The following is a 19,595-nucleotide window of genomic DNA, read 5'->3' as shown; positions in this document are numbered from 1 at the left end:
TTTGGTTTTGTCGCCCTAGTAGTTCGCCAAGTGAACTTGGCGGGGTAAAGGGTAAGGGGGAAGGTGGGGCCTGACAGGTGTAGGTTTTTTACGTGGGTATGAGTATTCACTGCTGAAAGGGAGAGAATGAAACTAGAAACTAGGGATGTATTCTCAAAATGCTGAACAACAAACATCTCAAACAGTGGTCATGCATAGTTTCCGAGCGGATGCCTAACTTGTCAATACCACAGGCCATAGGTTTGGCAACATGGAGCTTTGGTATGGTAATGACAAAATCAAGTAGTCTAACCCAGGTATCTGAGTTCATTGGAGCAGTGAATAATGAAAAACCAAACACAGTCAGGCAAAGACTAAAAGAATGGTATCAGGAGGAAAAAGCCAAAAAAGGGGATAAACGGAGAACACTGGATGTGAGCAGATGCTTTGCATCATTGTTGTTGTGGGTGATTAGTTTACTGCCACAAAATATTCAGCAAATAGCACTGGCAATGGATGCTACGAGTATTGGTGATAAATTTATAGTGCTATCCATTAATATTTTACTGGCAGGATGTGGAATTCCAGTAGCATGGTGTATTGTCAATGCCACTGAACCAGGAAGTTGGAAACCACATTGGCAAAAATTAATCACAGACCTCAAAGATACGATTCCACCAGACCAGAAGGTAATTGTCGCTGCTGACCGGGGATTGTATGCCGATTGGCTCTATTCTCTGATAGTTGCTGCTTGGCATCCTTTTTTACGTATTAACCACCAAGGAACTTATCGTTTACCACATCAGAATCAATGGCAACCATTGGCTGATATTGTTGCCAGTCCAGGATTATTCTGGTCGGGTCAAATAGTCTGCTTCAAAACTAACCCCCTGGAATGCACGTTGTTAGCTCGTTGGGATTTTGGTTATCAAGACCCTTGGTTGATTTTGACTGACCTAGAACCTATGTCTGCTGACGCTATTTGGTATGGTTTACGCCCCTCCACTGAATGTGTTTATCGTGATCTTAAATCTGATGGTTGGCAGTGGCACAATACTCGTCTGCTTGACCCACAACGTGCTGAACGCTTGTGGTTAGCCATCGCTGTCTCTACTCTCTGGATGGTCATGCTTGGTGGAGAAGCGGAAAACCAATTTCCTCCCTCCCACATTGATCAGTTTCCCCAGCGACACGTTGCTAAATCCAAACCCATCGATCTCAAATCACCACGTCGGCTTTCTTGTTTTTTTCTGGGTTTTATCACCCTCATTGCTGATTTACTCAAGGGTTTGTCCATTCATCTTCATCGTTGGAGTTCTTTTCCTCCTACTCCTGTCGATAGCTTTTATTACTCCAACTCCTCCTAGTTGTAAAAAACCTACACCTGTCAGGAAGGTGGGACCCCCTTCCCCTCTGCCTCTTCAGTGAGATGGTCAACCCAGAATTAGGCATTACTCACTCCAGCTTAGAGAAAAGAGTTTCCCAGTCAATTACAAGCGGTCTTTGTCCTTGATTGATTATTTCAAAAATTTTCCTAGAACTACTTGGCTGAAAAAGGCATTCCACAGAAGCGCTGGCTACATCAATCCGGCTGGTATCACCTGAAAGTGTATCGCCAGTGCCTACGACCACACCGTATTTACCCCCTGTTTTTGCTTTCAGGAGGGTATTGAGGTCGTATGAGGTATAGGGCCCGTCTATCAGGCGTCCTGGGCGGATAATGGTGTAGGGCAATCCTGAATTAATAATGGATTCCTCACCTTTTTGTTTCGCATCCAACACGCCAAAGGCATTAAGAATACTAAAAGGAAACTGATTTTTACGGAGAATTCCACAAGAAGAAACGAAAACGAATCGCTTCAAATTTCCGGGTGCTGCTGCCACTAGATTTCTGACACCTTGGGCATCGACCTTTGCCGGACTATTCTTTGCTTTTGCTTCACTAGATTTGGGGTTAAGGAAAGTGATTCCCCATTCAATCAAGTTTGGGGGTTGGTCAAACTCCCAGCGCGCAGAGGGAAAGGCGGTAGTTCCAGTACAATTTATGATGTGGGTAACATTTTGGGTTGCATCTGGCAGTGTTGCTGGTTGGCGAATGTCACCAACGGCAATTTCCACCCTCTGGTTAAACATCTCTTCAGCTTTTACGGTATTGCGTGTCAAGACACGAACTTTCAAGCCTTTCTCTAACAACTTGCCTACAACCAGTTGCCCTACGCCACCAGTAGCACCAGCAACTAGTACTAAATCTTCAACTGAAGTCACGTCGCTTCGCTCCAAATTCAAAATGACGCTCTCTACGAGACGCTGCGCGTAGCTTGCTTCCCCGCAGGGATACGCGGACTCGCTAACGCTACGCTAACAAAATTCAAAATTAATGATTCCCGTAAATAAATGATGTTGTTGGTCAATTCATGATGGGTTAAACCCCTCACCCTTAAAGTCTTTTTTGTAATGTATGAGGGAATCTCATTGTCGAGATACTCAAGGAAATCAATCTTGCTCTATAAACCGTCTTGCCCATTTTCTCAGGTGACGTTCTCCCATTCCTACATAAAGACTTGTTTTACTGAATCTTTCCCCCTGATGCCAACATTAGCACGGGCGCGTTTTGCTAAACCCACAGGGGTTGTTGATTTACGCAACCAACTGTTTAATATCTCTTGTTGCTCTCCATTTAAATAATACTCTTCTTCATGGAGAGTTAGTAGACAGTAGTTAAGAAGCGAAAGTGAAAACCACAACACCCGATCAGAAAATCAGATATTCAAACAAAGCGATCGCAATTTGATTGTTAACCAGACCTAATTTTTCAGATCAAAGGCAACAAAAGCGTTATGGGACATGATGTAGAAGATTACTGCCTTAAAATGCTCCTGAAAGCCAGTCTTTGTTTAATTTTGTGTAAAATTTGGTGATGAGGTTATTTACTTAATTCTCAATTGCAGCACTCCAGGTTTGATTTATGAGTAAGTCTTTTTCTCAAAACCAAGCAAGACGAAATCGTCAACAAAGGCTATGGCAGCAAAAATGGAGTTTAAAGACTAAAGCAATAGTGTGGGCACTCAGTATTAGTGTCCTTCCTGTGGTTGCAATTGGAACAACTACTTACTACGGGATTAATTTAATTAGCAAACAAATTCCGCAAATAAGACTTGAGAGTGTCAAAAGTTCGACAGAAATTGAACTTGCCCTACAAAAACAACTATCACTCTTGTTAACTGGTATGGGGGTTACAGCAATTTTAGCTGGTGCGATCGCTGTTTTTGTGACAAATCGAGTGATTAGTCGAGTTAGCAACGCTGCTGCAATTTCTAACAATATCAAAAATCGGCTACGTCCAGACAGTGAGTTTACTCAAGTTTTTATCGCTAGCCAAGATGAATTAGTGATGTTAGAGAGAAACATCACCTTATTCACAGACCTGCTTTCAGTTTTGATGCAAGAGAAAGAAGCCGAAGCGGATTACTCCCAACTATTAATCAAAATTACCCGCTGGGTGCGAGAATCATTCAATAAGGAAGATGTTCTCAAAACGACTTCAGAAGAAATTCGTAAAGCTTTAAGCATCGATCGCGTAACCATCTTTTGCTTCACCTCCAACTGTAATGGAACCTTTATCGCTGAATCAGTGATACCTGGTTTACCAAAAATATTAGGGGTTAAAGTCTCTGACCCTGGATTCGAGGTAGGGTATATCGAAAAATACCAGAATGCTTGTACACGTTCTATTGATGATATCTATCAAGCCGATCTCAGCGATGGTGATATTGAATTACTTGAGCAATTTGCTGTCAAATCTACTTTAGTCGCACCTATTCTCAAAGGCAAACGGCTATTCGGTTTATTGATTGCACATCAGTGTTCTCGACTGCGATTTTGGCAACAATCTGAGATTGATTTGTTTGCTCAGATAGCTATGCAGGTCGGATTTGCCCTTGACTACGCCAAGCTTCTACAACAGGTAGATACCAAAGCCGATAAAGCTCAGGTATTTATAGAAATTACCCGCAGCATTCGCCAATCGCTCAACGAAGAAGATGTCCTCAAAACGACAGTAGAAGAGGTTCGTAAAGAACTGAGTACTGACCGAGTGCTAGTTTATAGCTTTAACCCTAATTGGTCTGGAATTATAATTGCTGAATCAGTGGTTCCAGGTTATCCCAAAGTTTTGCGGTCTGAAATTCAAGACTTATGTTTCGGTCAGGGTTATGTAGAAAAGTATCAGTCTGGTCGCGTTGTCGCTACAAACAACATTTATGAAGCTGGTTTGGCTGATTGTCATATTAGCTTGCTTGAATCTTTTGCTGTGAAAGCAAATTTGGTCGCACCCATCCTCAAAGATGAACAACTATTTGGCTTATTAATTGCACATCAATGTTCTAGACCCCGTGATTGGCAACAATCTGAGATTGATTTATTTGCCCAAATAGCGATGCAAGTTGGATTTGCTCTCGACCATGCCAGACTCCTGCAACGCATCGAGGCAGAAGGTGTGCAAAGTCAATTGCTAGCGGATACTATCGGCAGCATTCGCCAATCGCTCAACGAAGAGGATGTTCTCAAAATCACAGTAGAAGAGGTTCGTAAAGCTCTAAGTACTGACCGAGTGATGGTGTATAGCTTTGATAGTAATTGGTCTGGAACTGTAATTGCCGAATCAGTTGTTCTCACCTACCCAAAAGTTTTACGAGCTGAAATCCAAGATCCATGTTTTGGTCAAGGCTATGTAGAAGAATATCAGTCTGGTCGCGTTCTCGCAATAAACAACATTTATGAAGCCGGTTTGGCTGATTGTCACATTAACCTGCTCGAATCCTTTGGTGTGAAAGCAAATTTAGTCGCTCCCATTATTAAAGATGAACAGCTATTTGGCTTGTTAATTGCACATCAGTGTTCCAGACCCCGTGATTGGCAACAATCTGAAATTGATTTATTTGGCCAGATAGCAATGCAAGTGGGATTTGCTCTCGACCATGCTAGGCTCCTACAAAGAGTCGAAGCTGAAAGGATGCGAAGTCAGTTACTAGTAGATATTATTCGTAGCATTCGCCAATCACTCAAAGAAGAAGATGTCATTAAAACTACAGTGGAAGAGGTTCGCAAAGCACTGAGTACTGACCGAGTACTGGTTTATAGCTTTTACGCTAATTGGTTCGGAATTATAATTGCCGAATCAGTGGTTCCAGGTTATCCCAAAGTTTTGCGGTCTAAAATCCATGACCCCTGCTTCACTCAAGGCTATGTAGAAAAGTACCAGTCTGGTCGCGTTGTCGCCATCAACAACATTTATGAGTCTGGTTTGGCTGATTGTCATATTAAATTGCTCGAATCCTTTAGTGTGAAAGCAAATTTAGTCGCACCAATTATCAAAGATGAGCAACTATTTGGCTTATTAATTACACATCAGTGTTCTGAATCCCGTGATTGGCTACAACCTGAGATTGATTTGTTTGCTCAGATAGCTATGCAGGTAGGATTTACTCTCGATCATGCTAGGCTGCTACAAGCGTATCAAGCTGCTGAAGCTAACTCCGATCAATAGGTTTGTGGGGAAAACACATTAAGTAGGTGGGCGTAATAATTATCGTTGGAAAAAGGTAGGGGGCAGGGAGCATGGGAAGAAAGGGTTTTAGCCTTGTTTACTTTTCTTCATACAGTTTGGTTTTATTGTGCCGACTTACTTATTTCACAGTTCACGTTTGGGAACTTCCTCACGAAATCTATGGGCAATTAATTGCATAGTTTCCACTTCGTTGCATACCCTGTGGTCAAGTTTATGCCAAGGTCATTAGAAGCTAGAAGATAGTCATTGGTGCAAGGCTATACTAGTTTATAAAAACGAGTTTTAATGAGGAGCTTATAATGAATCGTTTTAATCCACTACTGATAGTTGCTCTAATTAGTATGATGGCTTTAGTTGGATGCAACAATGGAGAACAATCTTCTACTACACAGACACCACCAGATGGAACTTCTGCCTCCCAAACAGCAGCTAGTCCCACTCCAACTAGCACCCCAACAGCTACCACTCCCGCTGCTGCAACAAGTCAGTTTCAAGGTCTACAGGGTGTTGTTACCAACACTAAGGCGGCAGTTAGTGGGGGAAATTTTAGCAAAGCCAAAGGGGAATTTGATAAATTTGAGGATTTCTGGTCAAAGGTTGAGGATGGAGTCAAAGTTAAGTCTCCCACTACATACAAAGAGATTGAAGATAAAGCCGATGAGATCAAGGCAGGACTTAAAGCCTCTGCACCAAATAAACAGCAAGTGTTAACAGCCTTAGAGGTTCTTAACAAGGACATCACTAGTGTTGCTAAACCTTAGTCATTAGTCATTGGTGCTAAGGGCACAGAATGCTCATTGGTGTCAACTTAAGGTGAAAGCAAGTCTAGAACTAGTTTTTAGATTGCCTCGTTCCCAGTCTCCGACTGGGAATGTTTGTCGTTGAGGCGGAGCCTCAAGACTCCCGGCAGAGCCGCTTTTGAGTTGCATTTCCCGACTCTGGCTGGAAACGAGTTTCCTGTTCACATTGATTGTTCCTATGAATATAAGTGTGCTTAAGGTTTGAGAAGACAAATTTGTAAGAAAATATAAATCTGCTAAATATGCGTAGGCGTAGCCCGTCGTAGACATCGCTAAATTCTTATTTACACATCAAAACTCTAGTAATTGACTAAAAAGCCACAAAAAAAGGCGTATTTTGTGTATGCTCTTTGACTAAGTGCCTTAGCGATCGCTTTCTGGGAGTAAACATGGAACGCGCCATCTCTGCGTTGGGAATTTTAGTTTTTATTGGGATATCCTATGCCTTTTCTGTTAATCGTCGTGCGGTGCGTTGGCGAATCGTGGCATGGGGTTTGGGATTGGAGTTTGTATTTGCGTTAGTGATTCTTAAAACTCCTTGGGGTTTAAATATATTTAAATCTCTCGGAGATATTGTCAGCCAATTTTTAGCCTTTTCTGATGTCGGTGCCAAATTTGTCTTTGGAGAAAATTTTAAGGATCATTTCTTTGCCTTCCAAGTGCTGCCCACAATTATCTTTTTCTCTGCATTCATCAGCGTCTTGTATTATTACGGCATTTTACAGCGAGTTGTAAATGTGATGGCGTGGGTAATGATGAAGACGATGAAAACATCAGGTTCGGAATCTTTATCCTGTGCAGCTAACATCTTTTTGGGACCAACAGAATCGGCACTGATGGTTAAACCTTATATAGCAAATATGACGCAATCGGAACTCCATGCCGTGATGACGGGTGGTTTTGCGACAATTGCCGCTGGAGTCTTAGGGGCATATCTTTCCTTTGGCATACCAGCAGAACACTTGATTGCTGCTTTCTTTATGACTGCTCCCACATCGTTGGTGGTATCAAAATTACTTTATCCAGAAACAGAAGTATCAGAAACGGCTGGTAAAGCCAAAGCGGATGTAAAAACCAATTACGTGAATGTAATTGATGCTGCTACTACCGGAGCAATTGACGGCGTGAAGCTAGCAGTTAACGTTGGAGTAATGATTATCGCCTTTTTGGGATTATTAGCTGCCGTCAATGCTTTGCTGGGATGGTTAGGATCATTTGTGGGTTTACAGCAACTCTCATTACAGTGGATTTTGTCTTTTATTATGGCTCCTGTGGCATGGCTGATGGGCGTACCTTGGGCTGATTGTCGGCAAGTTGGGGCTTTATTGGGTACAAAAACAATTTTGAATGAGTTTATTGCTTTTTTGGATTTAAAGGCACTAATTGAAAGTGGTAAAATTTCTCAACGCGCAGTAATTATTACAACTTACGCATTATGTAATTTTGCAAATATCGGTTCAATTGGCATTACCATTGGCGGCATTACAGGGATAGCACCTAATCGCCAACATGATTTAGCTCGTATGGGTGTCAGGTCAATGATTGGCGGATCGTTAGCGGGTTTTATCACCGCTTGTATTGCTGGAATTTTGATTTGAATTGGGGATTGGGGACTCGGAAGATTTGAATATTTGAATGGGTCAGATCCCAAGCAAATCTTACTCATGATTTTCCCCAGTCCCCAGTTCAAATTTTTTGTAGATACTCAGGTGGTACATTCTCAACTAACCAAACACCATTAGCAGAACAATAGAAGATATAACCCGCCTGATGCATTGCCGCAGCATTTACAGCAAAAACCACTGGTTTTCCATGTCTTGCACCAACAGTTTTTGCTGTTTCAATATCTTTTGATAAATGAACATGATGTCGCGACATTTTGGAAAGTCCTGTTTGCAGAATTGACTCTACAGATTTGTGTCCCGTGCCATGATAAAGTTCATCTGGAGGAACAACAGCTTCTAAGTGTAAATCGACTTTTACACTATGTCCTTGGTTAGCACGAATCAGATTACCTGTAGCATCAAAAGAAAAGCGTTGTTTATCACTGGATTCAACTACCACCTGTAATTCTTGACGGGTGAGCGGAAATTTGTTTTTAGCACAAGCGGTAAGTAGTTCATCAACATCAACCCAACCACCGGGAGCCAGTTGAATTCCAATTGCATCCGGTGTGTGTCGCAGATATTTGCTCAGATATTTGCTGATTTTAACGAGGCGAGAATCACTCATTTAATTCTGTCCGATATATATACTACAACTACATACTTTTATATTACATCAAATTTTCATCGGGTCTTTTTCCTTCAATGATGGTAAATTGACAGAATTTGTCGTCCCATCATGGCTAATGCCACTCCAATCATCACAATGAGCGTCATCTTTCCACCAGGAACGAGTGGTTGATTGATGCTATCTGAGTTTTCTTGTTCTTGACGTTGCTTCCAACTCATTAACGCCGGAATAATTCCACCTAGAACTGAGATACTAAATGTTCCAGTGTAATCTAGGGCAGTAAAAAAGATGCTGGGGTTGAGTGTTCCAAGAGTCATAGGAGGGAAAAGAGCCAGCGAATAGAGGGGTAAGCGGCTAGCAAATCCGACCTGTGCAGAAAGGAAAATATCTTTAAGCAAATCCAGCAATCCGTACACAAATCCAATGAATGATGTGACGATCGCAAACTCTGAAAAAATGGATACTAGCACTCCTAACCATTGCCCTGCACCACCGGCTCGGAGAATTTGCAGTGGATCAAAAACAGTTATCCCGTCAGATGTACCATGTAGCATATCAGGATTGACACTTCCTAAAATTACCGCATTCCATGCCAAGAACATAATTAGAGGAATCACAGAACCAATCAAGATGGACTGACGAATTTTGTGGACATCTCCTTCAAGTTGCGTCACAACTAGCGGCACAACATTTTGAAAAAACAGCGCTACAGACATCACTGAAATAGCACTACCAAGGGCACTCCAATCCTGAAATAACAGTTGGGTAGTCTGAATGTGCCTTCCTCCTAAAAATAATAGTCCCAAGAAGGAAACGATGACAATTCCGACAAAGGCGCTGTTTAATTTCTCAATAAACTTTTCTCGCCCAAGATACATAATGCCACCAAATAAGAGCGTGAAAGTCGTTGTGCCTACCCACAGAGGCAATATTTGCACACCCCAGACTTTTGCCGCCGCAACTCCTAAAATCTCTCCACCTTCAGTGATGTATGCCACCAAGAGAGCATAATGCATGAATAAATATGCACCGCCGGCAATTCGCGCTCCCAACTTACCAAGGATATTTTCTACAACCCCCAAAAAACCGATACTCAAACGCCCTTGTGTTCGCATCGTGTTTAAGGTAACTTCTGCAATCAATAACCCTGAAACTAAAGCGTAGAGCCAAACAGCAATTAGTCCAGATGTGGATGGCACGATACCAGATGGCAAGGTAACGGCTGGTAGAGCGAGAATCCCCGCTCCAACGGTGGTTCCTGCAATCAACGCAGTACTTCCCAAGACACTACCCGGTTGATGATTGAGTTTTTTGCCATCAAATTCAATATGAGAAAACAACCGGGTGACTTCCTCTGAATCTTTGAGAACAGTCTTTAGGGGAACCATACTGAATATCTGTATTTAAACCAAACAAACAATATTAGCATGGGGAAATATTCTTCGCAAAAACCCTGATGTTCATGGTTTTTCAGCCAAATTTTCGTAGTAAATTAACAAAAAGTGCGATCGCACCCTCTCCCCAAACCATCTAACCCCCTCCTGACATTGGCTATTCGATTGACACTATTCGCGTTAGTGGTAAATCTTGTGCCAAAATTCGCTATCTAAGTAATTTGTTAGAAAAGCCAGTGTAAAGGGAATACTTCAAACAAGACTCATTTATTCCCCACAACCCGATGAACACCAACAACCCTTTACAGACAATACAAACAGGTTTCCATACGGCTTTAGGCGCTTTTAGCGAATTTACTACCCTACTTCAAGAACCCCAAAAACTTACAGATTACCTTACCCAAATCCAACAAAAACCAGATCAATTGTTCCAAGATTTAGCCGTAAAAGGCAAAAATATGGAACAAGACGCAACTAGTTTTTTCCAAAATTACTTTGGCAGAGGCGGTAACAAATCATCATACCCTAAATATATAGAACGGGCAGATGGACAGGCATTTAATCAACCTTACGAAATCAAAGACACAAAAATGTACGGCTTTGTCGTTGAAGGTTCAATGGCAAAGTTGCAAGAGGTGTGTGATAAATATCTTAACGATCCCAATAACGGCGAGATTGAATATCGCCCAGCGACAAACTATCTCATCTTGACATTCAACAAGATAAATTCTTTAAGTTCTATTTATCCACCTGACTATGACAAAGGAACTGTGCATGAAGAAGAAGCTATCTTTTGGATGTTAACAGTAGTAGGTAAAAGAGTTGGGCCTTTATTCATTGCCGAACGCCTAGCTTGCTTCATGCCTTACTTATACGTAAATAATTCTCCCATCCTAGTTTCTGGTAGAGAAGTCTACGGCTTCTTTAAACAACTTGGTACATTTAAGATTCCTGACTTAAATCAAGAACCGGATTTATTAACCGTAGACACCTTAGTATTTAAAGAATTTTCTCCCACAAGTCAATCTCTAGATGCGCGCCTGCTGGAAATTCAACGCATCGGTACAGGAGATAAACATCAAGATATCAAAACATGGGGCAGCTTTGAAGAATCAGTAAGAGCGATCGCTAGCTTATTATTTGATAACGACGAAGTTGTAATTCCTGGCTTACAGTTACCCTTCAATCTCATCGAATATCTTCTAAAAAGAGTCGTCCCCCTCGTTACCCTCAAACAAATCCGTGACGTAGAAAATAGCAAAAAAGCCTGCTATCAAGCATTGATTGAATCCCCCATGCAGCTACAAACCTTCTATGGTGGCAAACTCTTTGGCTTCAAGAATTTTGGCGATCAATTTCAATTAAAAATCAATAATTTTGCTAGCCAACCAATCGTCCAAGACTTAGGACTAGCCAAAGGTTATCCCGCAGGTAGCGAGTCAATAAATATCCCCGTCAAACTTGGTTTTGTTCTGCATTTCGACTTCACCCTCAAAGATGGAAAAGCCGTTTGGCAAGCACCACAGAAAAATTAATTAGTTCTGAGTTCAGAATTCTGAGTGCTGAGTTCTGAATTCTGAATTCTAAGTGCTGAATTCTAAGTGCTGAATTCTAAGTGCTGAATTCTGAATTCTGAATTCTGAATTCTGAATTCTGAGTCCTGAATTCTGAGTAAATTATCTCCTCTGCCTGCTGTTTCCTTCTTTACCCTCACCACATAACGAAAAACAACCATGTCCGAAACCTTCAAGCCAAAAAAGATCGCTATCTTAGGCGGTGGAATGGCATCATTAACCACCGCTTATGAATTAACCAGTCAACCAGGATGGGATAGTCTCTACGACATTACTATTTATCAAACAGGTTGGCGTTTGGGTGGTAAATGTGCAACTGGACGCAACATCAAACCCCATGCACCTGATTATGAACCCGACTACCGCATTGAAGAACACGGACTGCACATTTTTTTTGGATTCTACGAAAATGCCTTTCGTTTACTCAAGCAATGCTACGACGAACTTGGTGGTAACGGGCCTTTCAGCACCATAGAAGATGCATTCAAACCCCACAGTCTCATAGTCTTAGAAGAATACATCAATCAAAATTGGGTAACTCTGCCTTTTGACTTCCCTACCAATTCTCTCGTTCCCTGGAAAGGTGGCGGCATTTGTTCCCTTTGGGATCATATCTGCACCACCATTGAATTCGTCATTCAGACTTACGCTGGAATTCATAATTACGAACAGTCCTATGCTGCTAAAAGTTTCTCAGCATCTCTTGCCAAACAAATAGTATTAGGTAGAGAGGTAGTGGAATTTTTATCAGATGGTAGTCTCTTGGAGTTTCCTAGCGAGTTGATTCAGTTATTTCTCCAAAAACCCATCTTTTGGGGAGGATGGCTGAACAATATCAACCAATACATTAGCAATATCTTCCAAAACCTAGACTTAACTTCTGAAGGACTTTTCTTAAACCTTGCCCACAACCTAGCTCAATCACTACCTAGAAATCCTAAAACTCATCGGCGCGAACATCACCAGTTAATTGTCAAACTAATAAAGCGCTTTCAAACACACTTGAGCAGTCAAATAGAATCTAAAATCGGACAAAATTCTGAAATCTTTTGGCGCTTAACACTCATTGACCTAGCATTAGCAAATATCCGAGGTTTATTTGTAGATAAGATCATTGATGTTTGTTCTCTAGACAGTTTAGATGAGTACAACTACAAAGACTGGCTAAGAAAACATGGAGCTAAGGAATCAAGCGTTAAATCAGCATTTATTCGCGTCCTATACGATTTAGTATATGGCTTTCCAGAAGGCAATACCAATAAACCCCAACTAGCAGCTGGAACAGCTATCCGTGTCCTCACCACCATCTTGTTTAAATACAATGGTGCCATCATGTGGAAAATGCAATCAGGCATGGCGGAGGTAGTTGTCACTCCACTATATGAAGTGCTAAAGCGTCGCGGCGTGAAATTCAAATTCTTCCATGTCGCCCAGCAGTTACACTTGGATAAAGACCAGCAATCAATAACAAGTATCACCTTAGCTCGCCAAGTAAATTTAAAAAATCCAGAGCAAGAATATCAACCACTTATCACAGTTAAAGACATTCGTTGCTGGCCTAATCAACCTCTCTACGATCAGATTCTCGATGAAGAAGCCCAAAAACTTCAAGACCAAGAAATTGACCTTGAGTCACATTGGACGCCTTGGCAAAATGTAGATAAAATTACCCTCACCAAAGGCGATGATTTTGATATTGTGCTGCTGGGAATTTCCATAGCCGCCTTACCATCTATTTGTAGTGAATTGCTCCATGCCAAAAAAAATCCAGCTCATCAAAAGTGGCATGATATGTTTAAACAAGTCAAAACAGTAACTACTCAAGGCGGACAAATATGGCTTAAGCCTACCTTAGCGCAATTGGGATGGCAAAAACCTAGTCCCGTGCTAGGCGCTTACGTTGAACCACTCGATGTCTATGCAGATATGAGTGAATTAGTACAACGAGAAAATTGGCCTTCTGAGCATTATCCTTATAACGTAGCTTATTTCACCGGCGTAATTGCAGATCCAGGAATTCCCCCCCACACAGAATATAATTTTCCAGCTAAAGCCCAAAAAAAGGTAGAGCAACAAGCAATTAATTTCCTCAACAATTACATCGGAAACCTTTGGCCTAATGCTACTCATCCCAAAAATACCCAAGGTTTGGATTGGGATTTACTAGTAGATTTTCAAAACCGCCAGGGAGTAGAACGCTTTAAAGCTCAATACTGGCGAGTTAACATTAACCCGTCAGAACGTTATGTGCTGTCTGTACCTGGAAGTACCAAGTATCGACTCAAAACTGATGAATCTGGGTTTGATAACCTTTACTTAGCTGGTGACTGGATTAACAACGGCTACAATTCCGGTTGTGTGGAAGCTACAGTGATATCTGCAATGCAAGCGACACGAGCAATTCTAGACCAATGCTTCCATATAAAATACACCAATAAAATTATTGGTGAATGGGATTCTTGGTTCTAAGGGTATGTTCAAATTCATGAGCTACATTTTGATAAACTCAACAAAATGTAGCATTACTTAGTTTGCGAAAATCTAGATTTTTTGGCAGGACGATACATTTTTAAAGTTTGTTAAATAACCGACTTTAAAAATGTATTTATTATTCTGTGAATGATAGGATAATCATCTTAGAAGTTTGAACATTATTAAAAGTACCAACATAACAAATGATTAAATTATCTAATTACAAAATAATAGAATTAATTCATGAAGGAATAAAAACTACTGTTTATCGAGCCACGAGAAATAAGGATGACAAACTAGTGGTTATTAAACTTTTAAAAATAGAATACCCTGAGCTAAAAGATATAGCAGCATTCAAGCATGAATATGAACTAATAAAAAATTTAGATATTCCTGGAGTTATACAAGCTTATAGCTTAGAAAAATACAACAATGGTTTGGCAATTGTCTTAGAAAATTTTGATGGGAGTTCTCTCTATAAAATTATTCAATCAGAGAAAATTAAGTTACTTGATTTTCTTAAGATAGGCATTAAAATTACCCAAGCATTGGGTGAATTACACCAAAATCATATTATTCATAAAGATATTAAACCACAGAATATTATTGTTAATTTAGAAACTCATCAAGTTAAAATTATTGATTTTTCTATCTCATCACTGCTTTTACAAGAAAAACCCAAACTCAGTAATCCTGATTTGCTTGAAGGAACTCTAGCCTATATGTCTCCAGAGCAAACAGGAAGAATGAACAGAACAGTTGATTACCGTACAGACTTCTATTCATTGGGTATAACTTTTTATGAAATTATCACAGGTCAGTTACCGTTTCCAGTAATTGATCCAATGGAATTAGTTCATTGTCATATTGCTAGACAACCTACAACAGTAGATCAGTTAATCCCAGAAATCCCTCAAGTAATTTCTGCAATTATTATGAAATTACTCAGCAAAACTGCTGAAGAAAGATATCAGAGTGCTTTTGGGATTAAAGCAGATTTAGAAAACTGTCTGAATCAATTAGAGCAAACTAATTCTATAACTAACTTTGCCATTGGTCAGCAGGATCAGTCTAGCCAACTACAAATTTCCGAGAAGTTGTATGGACGAGAAGCAGAAATAGATATATTAATGACTGCTTTTGAAAAAGTTAATCAAGGAAATAAAGAATTAATATTAGTTGCTGGTTATTCGGGTATTGGTAAATCAGCCTTAGTGAATGAAATCCATAAACCTGTTATCAAAAACAGAGGCTATTTTATTACTGGTAAATTTGAGCAATTTCAGCGCAATATTCCTTATGCTTCCTTGATTCAAGCATTTCAAGAGTTAATGCAGCAATTACTGACAGAAAGTGAAGCACAATTAGCCACTTGGAAAGTAAAAATTTTAGAGGCTCTAGTCCCAAATGCTCAAATCATCATTGATGTTATTCCTGAACTAGAACTTATTATTGGTCAACAACCAGAAGTACCACAACTCGCTTCAGCAGAAGCACAAAATCGCTTTAACTTGGTTTTTCAAAAGTTTATCAATGTATTTGCTCAAAAAGAGCATCCATTAGTTCTATTTTTAGATGATTTACAATGGGCAGATTTAGCTTCATTAAAATTAATTCAGTTATTGGCTGTAGATACTGAAATTCAATATTTATTGATAATTGGAGCTTATCGAGATAATGAAGTTGATACCAGTCATCCTTTAATGTTAGTTTTGCGGGAAATTGAAAAAAATAGTAGTACTATCCAGATTATTCATTGTCAAAATTTAAAAATAGCTGATGTTTGTCAGTTAATTAGCGACAGCCTAAAGTCTAGCTTAGAAGAATCTAAAGAGTTGGCAAAACTGATTTTTAATAAAACTGCTGGTAATCCGTTTTTTATCAATCAATTACTCAAGTTTATCCACCAAGAAAATCTGCTTGTATTCAACTTTATTGCTGGTAAATGGCAATGGGATATTCAGCGTATTCAGATGCTAGGAATTACTGATAATGTTGTTGAATTAATGATCGGTAAAATTAAAAAGCTTAAAGATAGTACACAAAATATTTTAAAAATAGCTGCCTGTATTGGTAATCGATTTAATTTAAATATACTTTCTTGTGTTAATGAAAAATCTCAGAATGACACAGCATTTGATATTTGGGAAGCACTACAAGCGGGTTTTGTCATACCTCTAAGTGATAGCTATAAACAACCACAACTATTAAACCATGTTGATGTTTTTATAATTGATTATAAATTTCTTCACGATCGCGTGCAACAAGCAGCTTATTCCTTGATACCTGATGAGCATAAAAAGGAGATTCATTTAAATATTGGTAGACTACTATTAAACAATTTAGACGAAAGTTTATTAGAAGAAAAAATCTTCGATATTGTTAACCAATTAAATATCGGTGCTGAACTAATAACTTCTCCAGAAGAAAGATATAAACTAGCTAAATTAAATCTTGTGTCTGGACGGAAAGCTAAAGATTCTGCTGCTTATGAATCTGCTGTAAAATTTCTGAAGCAAGGTCTGAGCTTACTTGCAATTGATTCTTGGCAAAACTATTATGAATTAACTCTTGACCTTCATGTAGAAACAGTAGAAGCAGAATATTTAAATACAAATTTTGAGCAAGCAGAAGCATTATTTACTAGTGTTATAAATAACAGTATAACTATTCTTGATACTGTTAAAGTATATGAGAAAAAAATTCAGTTTTATGTGGCTCAAAATCGAATGCGCGAAGCATTAGATTTAGATTTGCAGGTGCTAGAGATGTTGGGAGTTTCATTGTCTCAAACTCCGCCAGCACAGTTAACAATTGAAGAATTAGTCAACCTGCCAGAAATGACTGAGGCTCATAAGCTAGCTGCTATGAGGATACTAATGACAGCTATGCCTCCCGCTTATTTAGCCGATCCTGCACTTTTACCACTGATTGCTTTTACGATGGTTGATTTATGTGTGCAGTATGGCAATTCATCTTTTGCAGCTTATGCTTATGGTTTTTATGGGCTAATTTTATGTGGGCCTCTTAAGGATATTGAATCAGGATATCGTTTTGGTAAATTATCTTTAAAGATTTTAGATCAATTCAATGCTAGACAAATTAAGTCTAAAGTGTACGCCTTATTTAATATTTTTGTTAGACACTGGAAAGAACATATTCAAGCAACGATAGAACCTCTACAAGATGGTGTTCAAAGTGGTTTAGATACAGGGGACATTGAGTATGTGGGTTACAATGGATTATTGGTTTGTTGGCATCCTTTCTGGACTGGAGAAAATTTAGAGATTGTTGAGCAAAGACTAGAACAATATATTAATTTAGCGCATAAAATACAGCAAGAACATTTTACAATTTGCTTACTGATCTTAAAACAGATGGTAATCGAGCTAGTTCAAGGACAGGATAATGAATCTTGTTTAGAGGGCGATAGTTTTAATGAATCAGTAATGCAGAGAATGGCTGGGAATATTACAGCTATCTTTTATGCTTATCTTGCCAAAAGTATTTTGAGTTATTTATTTAAAGATTATAGTCAGGCTGTTAAAAATGCTCAATTAGCACAACAGTATGAAGTTGCAGCTAGTGGGACTGTTTATCTACCTCAATATAAGTTTTATTATTCTCTGGTATTGTTGGCTATCTGTTTAAATCCTACTTACAAAACAGATATAAAAACTGCCATAGAAAAAGTAGAAGAAAATCAAAACCAATTAAAAGAATGGGCAGAGCATTCACCTATAAATAATCAGCACAAATATGAACTAGTAGAGGCAGAAAAGGCGCGATTTTTAGGACAAGTATTAGTGGCGATGGAATACTACGATCGCGCAATTAAAGGCGCTCGTAATTCTGAATATATTCATGAAGAAGCGTTGGCTTATGAATGTGCGGCAGAATTTTATCTCAGTCTAGGGAGAAATGAATTTGCGTCACTATATATGACAAAGGCACACTATGGTTATCGTCGTTGGGGAGCGATTGCTAAATTTAATGATTTGGAATTAAAATATCCAGAATTAATTACTAAGGTTTCCACTCAATCTAAATTAGGATTTACAAGTAATACGATTACTACTTCCACTGCTAATGAAAAATCAAGTGGGCTAGATTTAATCACAGTTATTAAAGCATCACAAGCTTTGTCAGAAGTAATTTTATTAGAAAATTTACTAGAAAGGTTAATGACAATTGTGATTGAAAATGCTGGCGCTCAGACTGGTATTTTGCTGCTAGATAAAGCAGGAAAGTTATTTATTGAAGCTAAAGCAACTGTCGATCGAGATGATTTAACTGTTGGTCAATCAATCCCAGTAGAAAACAGTCAGCAATTACCTATTTCTGTGATTAATTATGTTGCAAGAACTAAAAAAGATGTAGTTTTATCTGATGCTAGTAGCGAAGGAAGTTTTACGCTAGATCCATATATTGTTGACCATGAAATTAAATCACTTATATGTACTTCTATCGTTAATCAAGGCAAATTAGTTGGGTTACTTTATTTAGAAAATAATTTAACAGTAGGAGCATTCACTTATGAAAGAATACAAGTATTAAAGTTGCTATCTTCACAAGCAGCTATTTCCTTAGAAAATGCCCAATTCTACGCTAAATTAGAAGAGAAAATACAAGAAAGAACTAGGGAATTAAATGAAAATAATGTGCGATTAAAGCAAACACTGCGGGAATTAAAACTAACTCAAACCCAGCTTATTCAAACCGAAAAAATGTCAAGTTTGGGGCAAATGATTGCTGGTATTGCTCATGAAATTAATAATCCTGTAAGTTTTATTCATGGTAACTTAGTTCACATTGATAATTACACACAAGATTTACTGAGCTTGATTGATATTTATCAAAATATCTATCCCGACTTAGCACCAGAAATTGAAGAGTTTTTAGAGAATATTGATGTTGATTTTATTAAAGAAGATATGCCTAAAACTTTATCTTCTATGAAAATTGGCACACAACGCATTCGGGAGATTGTGCTGACATTGCGTAATTTCTCTCGGTTAGATGAGTCTGACATGAAACCGGTGAATATTCATGAGGGAATTGAAAGTACCTTACTAATTTTGCAAAGCCGTCTCCAAGCGAAACCAGGTAAGCCTGCGATTGAGATTATCAAAAATTACGGTGATTTGCCAAAAGTTGAATGTTATGCTGGGCAGCTAAATCAGGTATTTATGAATATTCTGAATAATGCGATTGATGCTTTAGAAAAGTCAAATCAGGAAATAAAAGCAGGGGAAATTAAAAGTAATTCTGGTGCGATCGCAATTCGTACCCAAGCAGTCAACGCTGATTTAGTCGTCATTTCCATTAAGGATAATGGGGTAGGGATGAGTGATAGTGTCAGAGAAAGAATCTTTGATCCTTTTTTCACTACTAAGCCTGTGGGACAAGGTACTGGTTTAGGATTATCAATCACCTATCAAATCGTAGTAGACAAACATCAAGGTACAATAGAGTGCATTTCTGAGCCTGGAAAGGGTGCAGAGTTTATCATTCAAATTCCCTGTTTGCAAAAGCGGGTAATCTAGTCTTGTGCCAGGCGACTAGAAGTCGCGGC

At 39.1% G+C, this 19,595-nt stretch carries 11 protein-coding genes; 7 read left to right on the top strand and 4 right to left on the bottom strand.

Going from position 1 to position 19,595, the window contains the following annotated elements:
• Nucleotides 1-158: 158 nt before the first annotated feature.
• Entirely contained in the window at nucleotides 159-1,346 is a 1,188-nt protein-coding gene (locus FD723_RS42100) for a transposase (protein ID WP_218651805.1), read from the top strand.
• 88 nt (nucleotides 1,347-1,434) lie between these two features.
• Here FD723_RS42100 and FD723_RS07640 read toward each other — a convergent pair whose 3' ends face one another.
• Nucleotides 1,435-2,244 (bottom strand): SDR family oxidoreductase, encoded by an 810-nt coding sequence (locus tag FD723_RS07640; RefSeq protein ID WP_179064786.1) that lies wholly within the window; start codon nucleotides 2,242-2,244, stop codon nucleotides 1,435-1,437.
• 700 nt (nucleotides 2,245-2,944) lie between these two features.
• Here FD723_RS07640 and FD723_RS07635 point away from each other — a divergent pair.
• Both FD723_RS07635 and FD723_RS07630 read left to right on the top strand, forming a co-directional pair.
• Nucleotides 2,945-5,524 (top strand): GAF domain-containing protein, encoded by a 2,580-nt coding sequence (locus tag FD723_RS07635; protein ID WP_179064785.1) that lies wholly within the window; start codon nucleotides 2,945-2,947, stop codon nucleotides 5,522-5,524.
• A 320-nt stretch (nucleotides 5,525-5,844) separates the two neighbouring features.
• Nucleotides 5,845-6,306 (top strand): DUF4363 domain-containing protein, encoded by a 462-nt coding sequence (locus FD723_RS07630; protein ID WP_179064784.1) that lies wholly within the window; start codon nucleotides 5,845-5,847, stop codon nucleotides 6,304-6,306.
• Nucleotides 6,307-6,348: 42 nt separating this feature from the next.
• Here the strand turns inward: FD723_RS07630 and FD723_RS07625 are convergent, their stop codons facing one another.
• Entirely contained in the window at nucleotides 6,349-6,510 is a 162-nt protein-coding gene (locus FD723_RS07625) for a hypothetical protein (RefSeq protein ID WP_179064783.1), read from the bottom strand.
• Nucleotides 6,511-6,734: 224 nt separating this feature from the next.
• Between FD723_RS07625 and FD723_RS07620 the strand changes: the two genes are divergently transcribed.
• Nucleotides 6,735-7,943, top strand: coding sequence for a NupC/NupG family nucleoside CNT transporter (locus FD723_RS07620; protein ID WP_179069071.1), 1,209 nt, complete (start codon nucleotides 6,735-6,737; stop codon nucleotides 7,941-7,943).
• Between the two features lie 88 nt (nucleotides 7,944-8,031).
• On the opposite strand, the gene FD723_RS07615 is transcribed toward FD723_RS07620, so the two are convergent.
• Together FD723_RS07615 and FD723_RS07610 are read right to left on the bottom strand one after the other, a co-directional pair.
• The gene (locus tag FD723_RS07615; RefSeq protein WP_179064782.1) at nucleotides 8,032-8,577 is read right to left on the bottom strand and encodes an RNA 2'-phosphotransferase; all 546 of its coding nucleotides are present in this window, start codon (nucleotides 8,575-8,577) and stop codon (nucleotides 8,032-8,034) included.
• Nucleotides 8,578-8,651: 74 nt separating this feature from the next.
• Nucleotides 8,652-9,968 (bottom strand): amino acid permease, encoded by a 1,317-nt coding sequence (locus FD723_RS07610; protein ID WP_179064781.1) that lies wholly within the window; start codon nucleotides 9,966-9,968, stop codon nucleotides 8,652-8,654.
• A gap of 290 nt (nucleotides 9,969-10,258) precedes the next feature.
• Between FD723_RS07610 and FD723_RS07605 the strand changes: the two genes are divergently transcribed.
• The 3 genes from FD723_RS07605 to FD723_RS07595 all read left to right on the top strand — a co-directional run bounded on the left by FD723_RS07605 (nucleotide 10,259) and on the right by FD723_RS07595 (nucleotide 19,566).
• Nucleotides 10,259-11,509: a hypothetical protein gene (locus tag FD723_RS07605; RefSeq protein WP_179064780.1), complete on the top strand. Its 1,251-nt coding sequence runs from the start codon at nucleotides 10,259-10,261 to the stop codon at nucleotides 11,507-11,509.
• A 198-nt stretch (nucleotides 11,510-11,707) separates the two neighbouring features.
• On the top strand, nucleotides 11,708-14,017 hold the full coding sequence (locus FD723_RS07600; protein WP_179064779.1) for an NAD(P)-binding protein: 2,310 nt from the start codon (nucleotides 11,708-11,710) through the stop codon (nucleotides 14,015-14,017).
• 206 nt (nucleotides 14,018-14,223) lie between these two features.
• A complete protein-coding gene (locus FD723_RS07595) occupies nucleotides 14,224-19,566 on the top strand; it encodes an AAA family ATPase (RefSeq protein WP_179064778.1) in 5,343 nt (1,780 codons plus the stop codon).
• The last annotated feature ends 29 nt before the right edge of the window (nucleotides 19,567-19,595 follow it).

The sequence above is a fragment of the Nostoc sp. C052 genome, from assembly GCF_013393905.1.
Lineage (GTDB): Bacteria > Cyanobacteriota > Cyanobacteriia > Cyanobacteriales > Nostocaceae > Nostoc.
Note: the sequence above shows the minus strand (reverse complement) of the source record. Positions and strands in the feature narration are given on the sequence as shown.

What these genes read in the sequence shown, in the direction of transcription:
- FD723_RS42100 (WP_218651805.1), top strand. Translation starts at nt 159, where the DNA reads ATGCTGAACAACAAACATCTCAAACAGTGGTCATGCATAGTTTCCGAG.
- FD723_RS07635 (WP_179064785.1), top strand. Translation starts at nt 2,945, where the DNA reads ATGAGTAAGTCTTTTTCTCAAAACCAAGCAAGACGAAATCGTCAACAA.
- FD723_RS07630 (WP_179064784.1), top strand. Translation starts at nt 5,845, where the DNA reads ATGAATCGTTTTAATCCACTACTGATAGTTGCTCTAATTAGTATGATG.
- FD723_RS07620 (WP_179069071.1), top strand. Translation starts at nt 6,735, where the DNA reads ATGGAACGCGCCATCTCTGCGTTGGGAATTTTAGTTTTTATTGGGATA.
- FD723_RS07615 (WP_179064782.1), bottom strand. Translation starts at nt 8,577, where the DNA reads ATGAGTGATTCTCGCCTCGTTAAAATCAGCAAATATCTGAGCAAATAT.
- FD723_RS07610 (WP_179064781.1), bottom strand. Translation starts at nt 9,968, where the DNA reads ATGGTTCCCCTAAAGACTGTTCTCAAAGATTCAGAGGAAGTCACCCGG.
- FD723_RS07605 (WP_179064780.1), top strand. Translation starts at nt 10,259, where the DNA reads ATGAACACCAACAACCCTTTACAGACAATACAAACAGGTTTCCATACG.
- FD723_RS07600 (WP_179064779.1), top strand. Translation starts at nt 11,708, where the DNA reads ATGTCCGAAACCTTCAAGCCAAAAAAGATCGCTATCTTAGGCGGTGGA.
- FD723_RS07595 (WP_179064778.1), top strand. Translation starts at nt 14,224, where the DNA reads ATGATTAAATTATCTAATTACAAAATAATAGAATTAATTCATGAAGGA.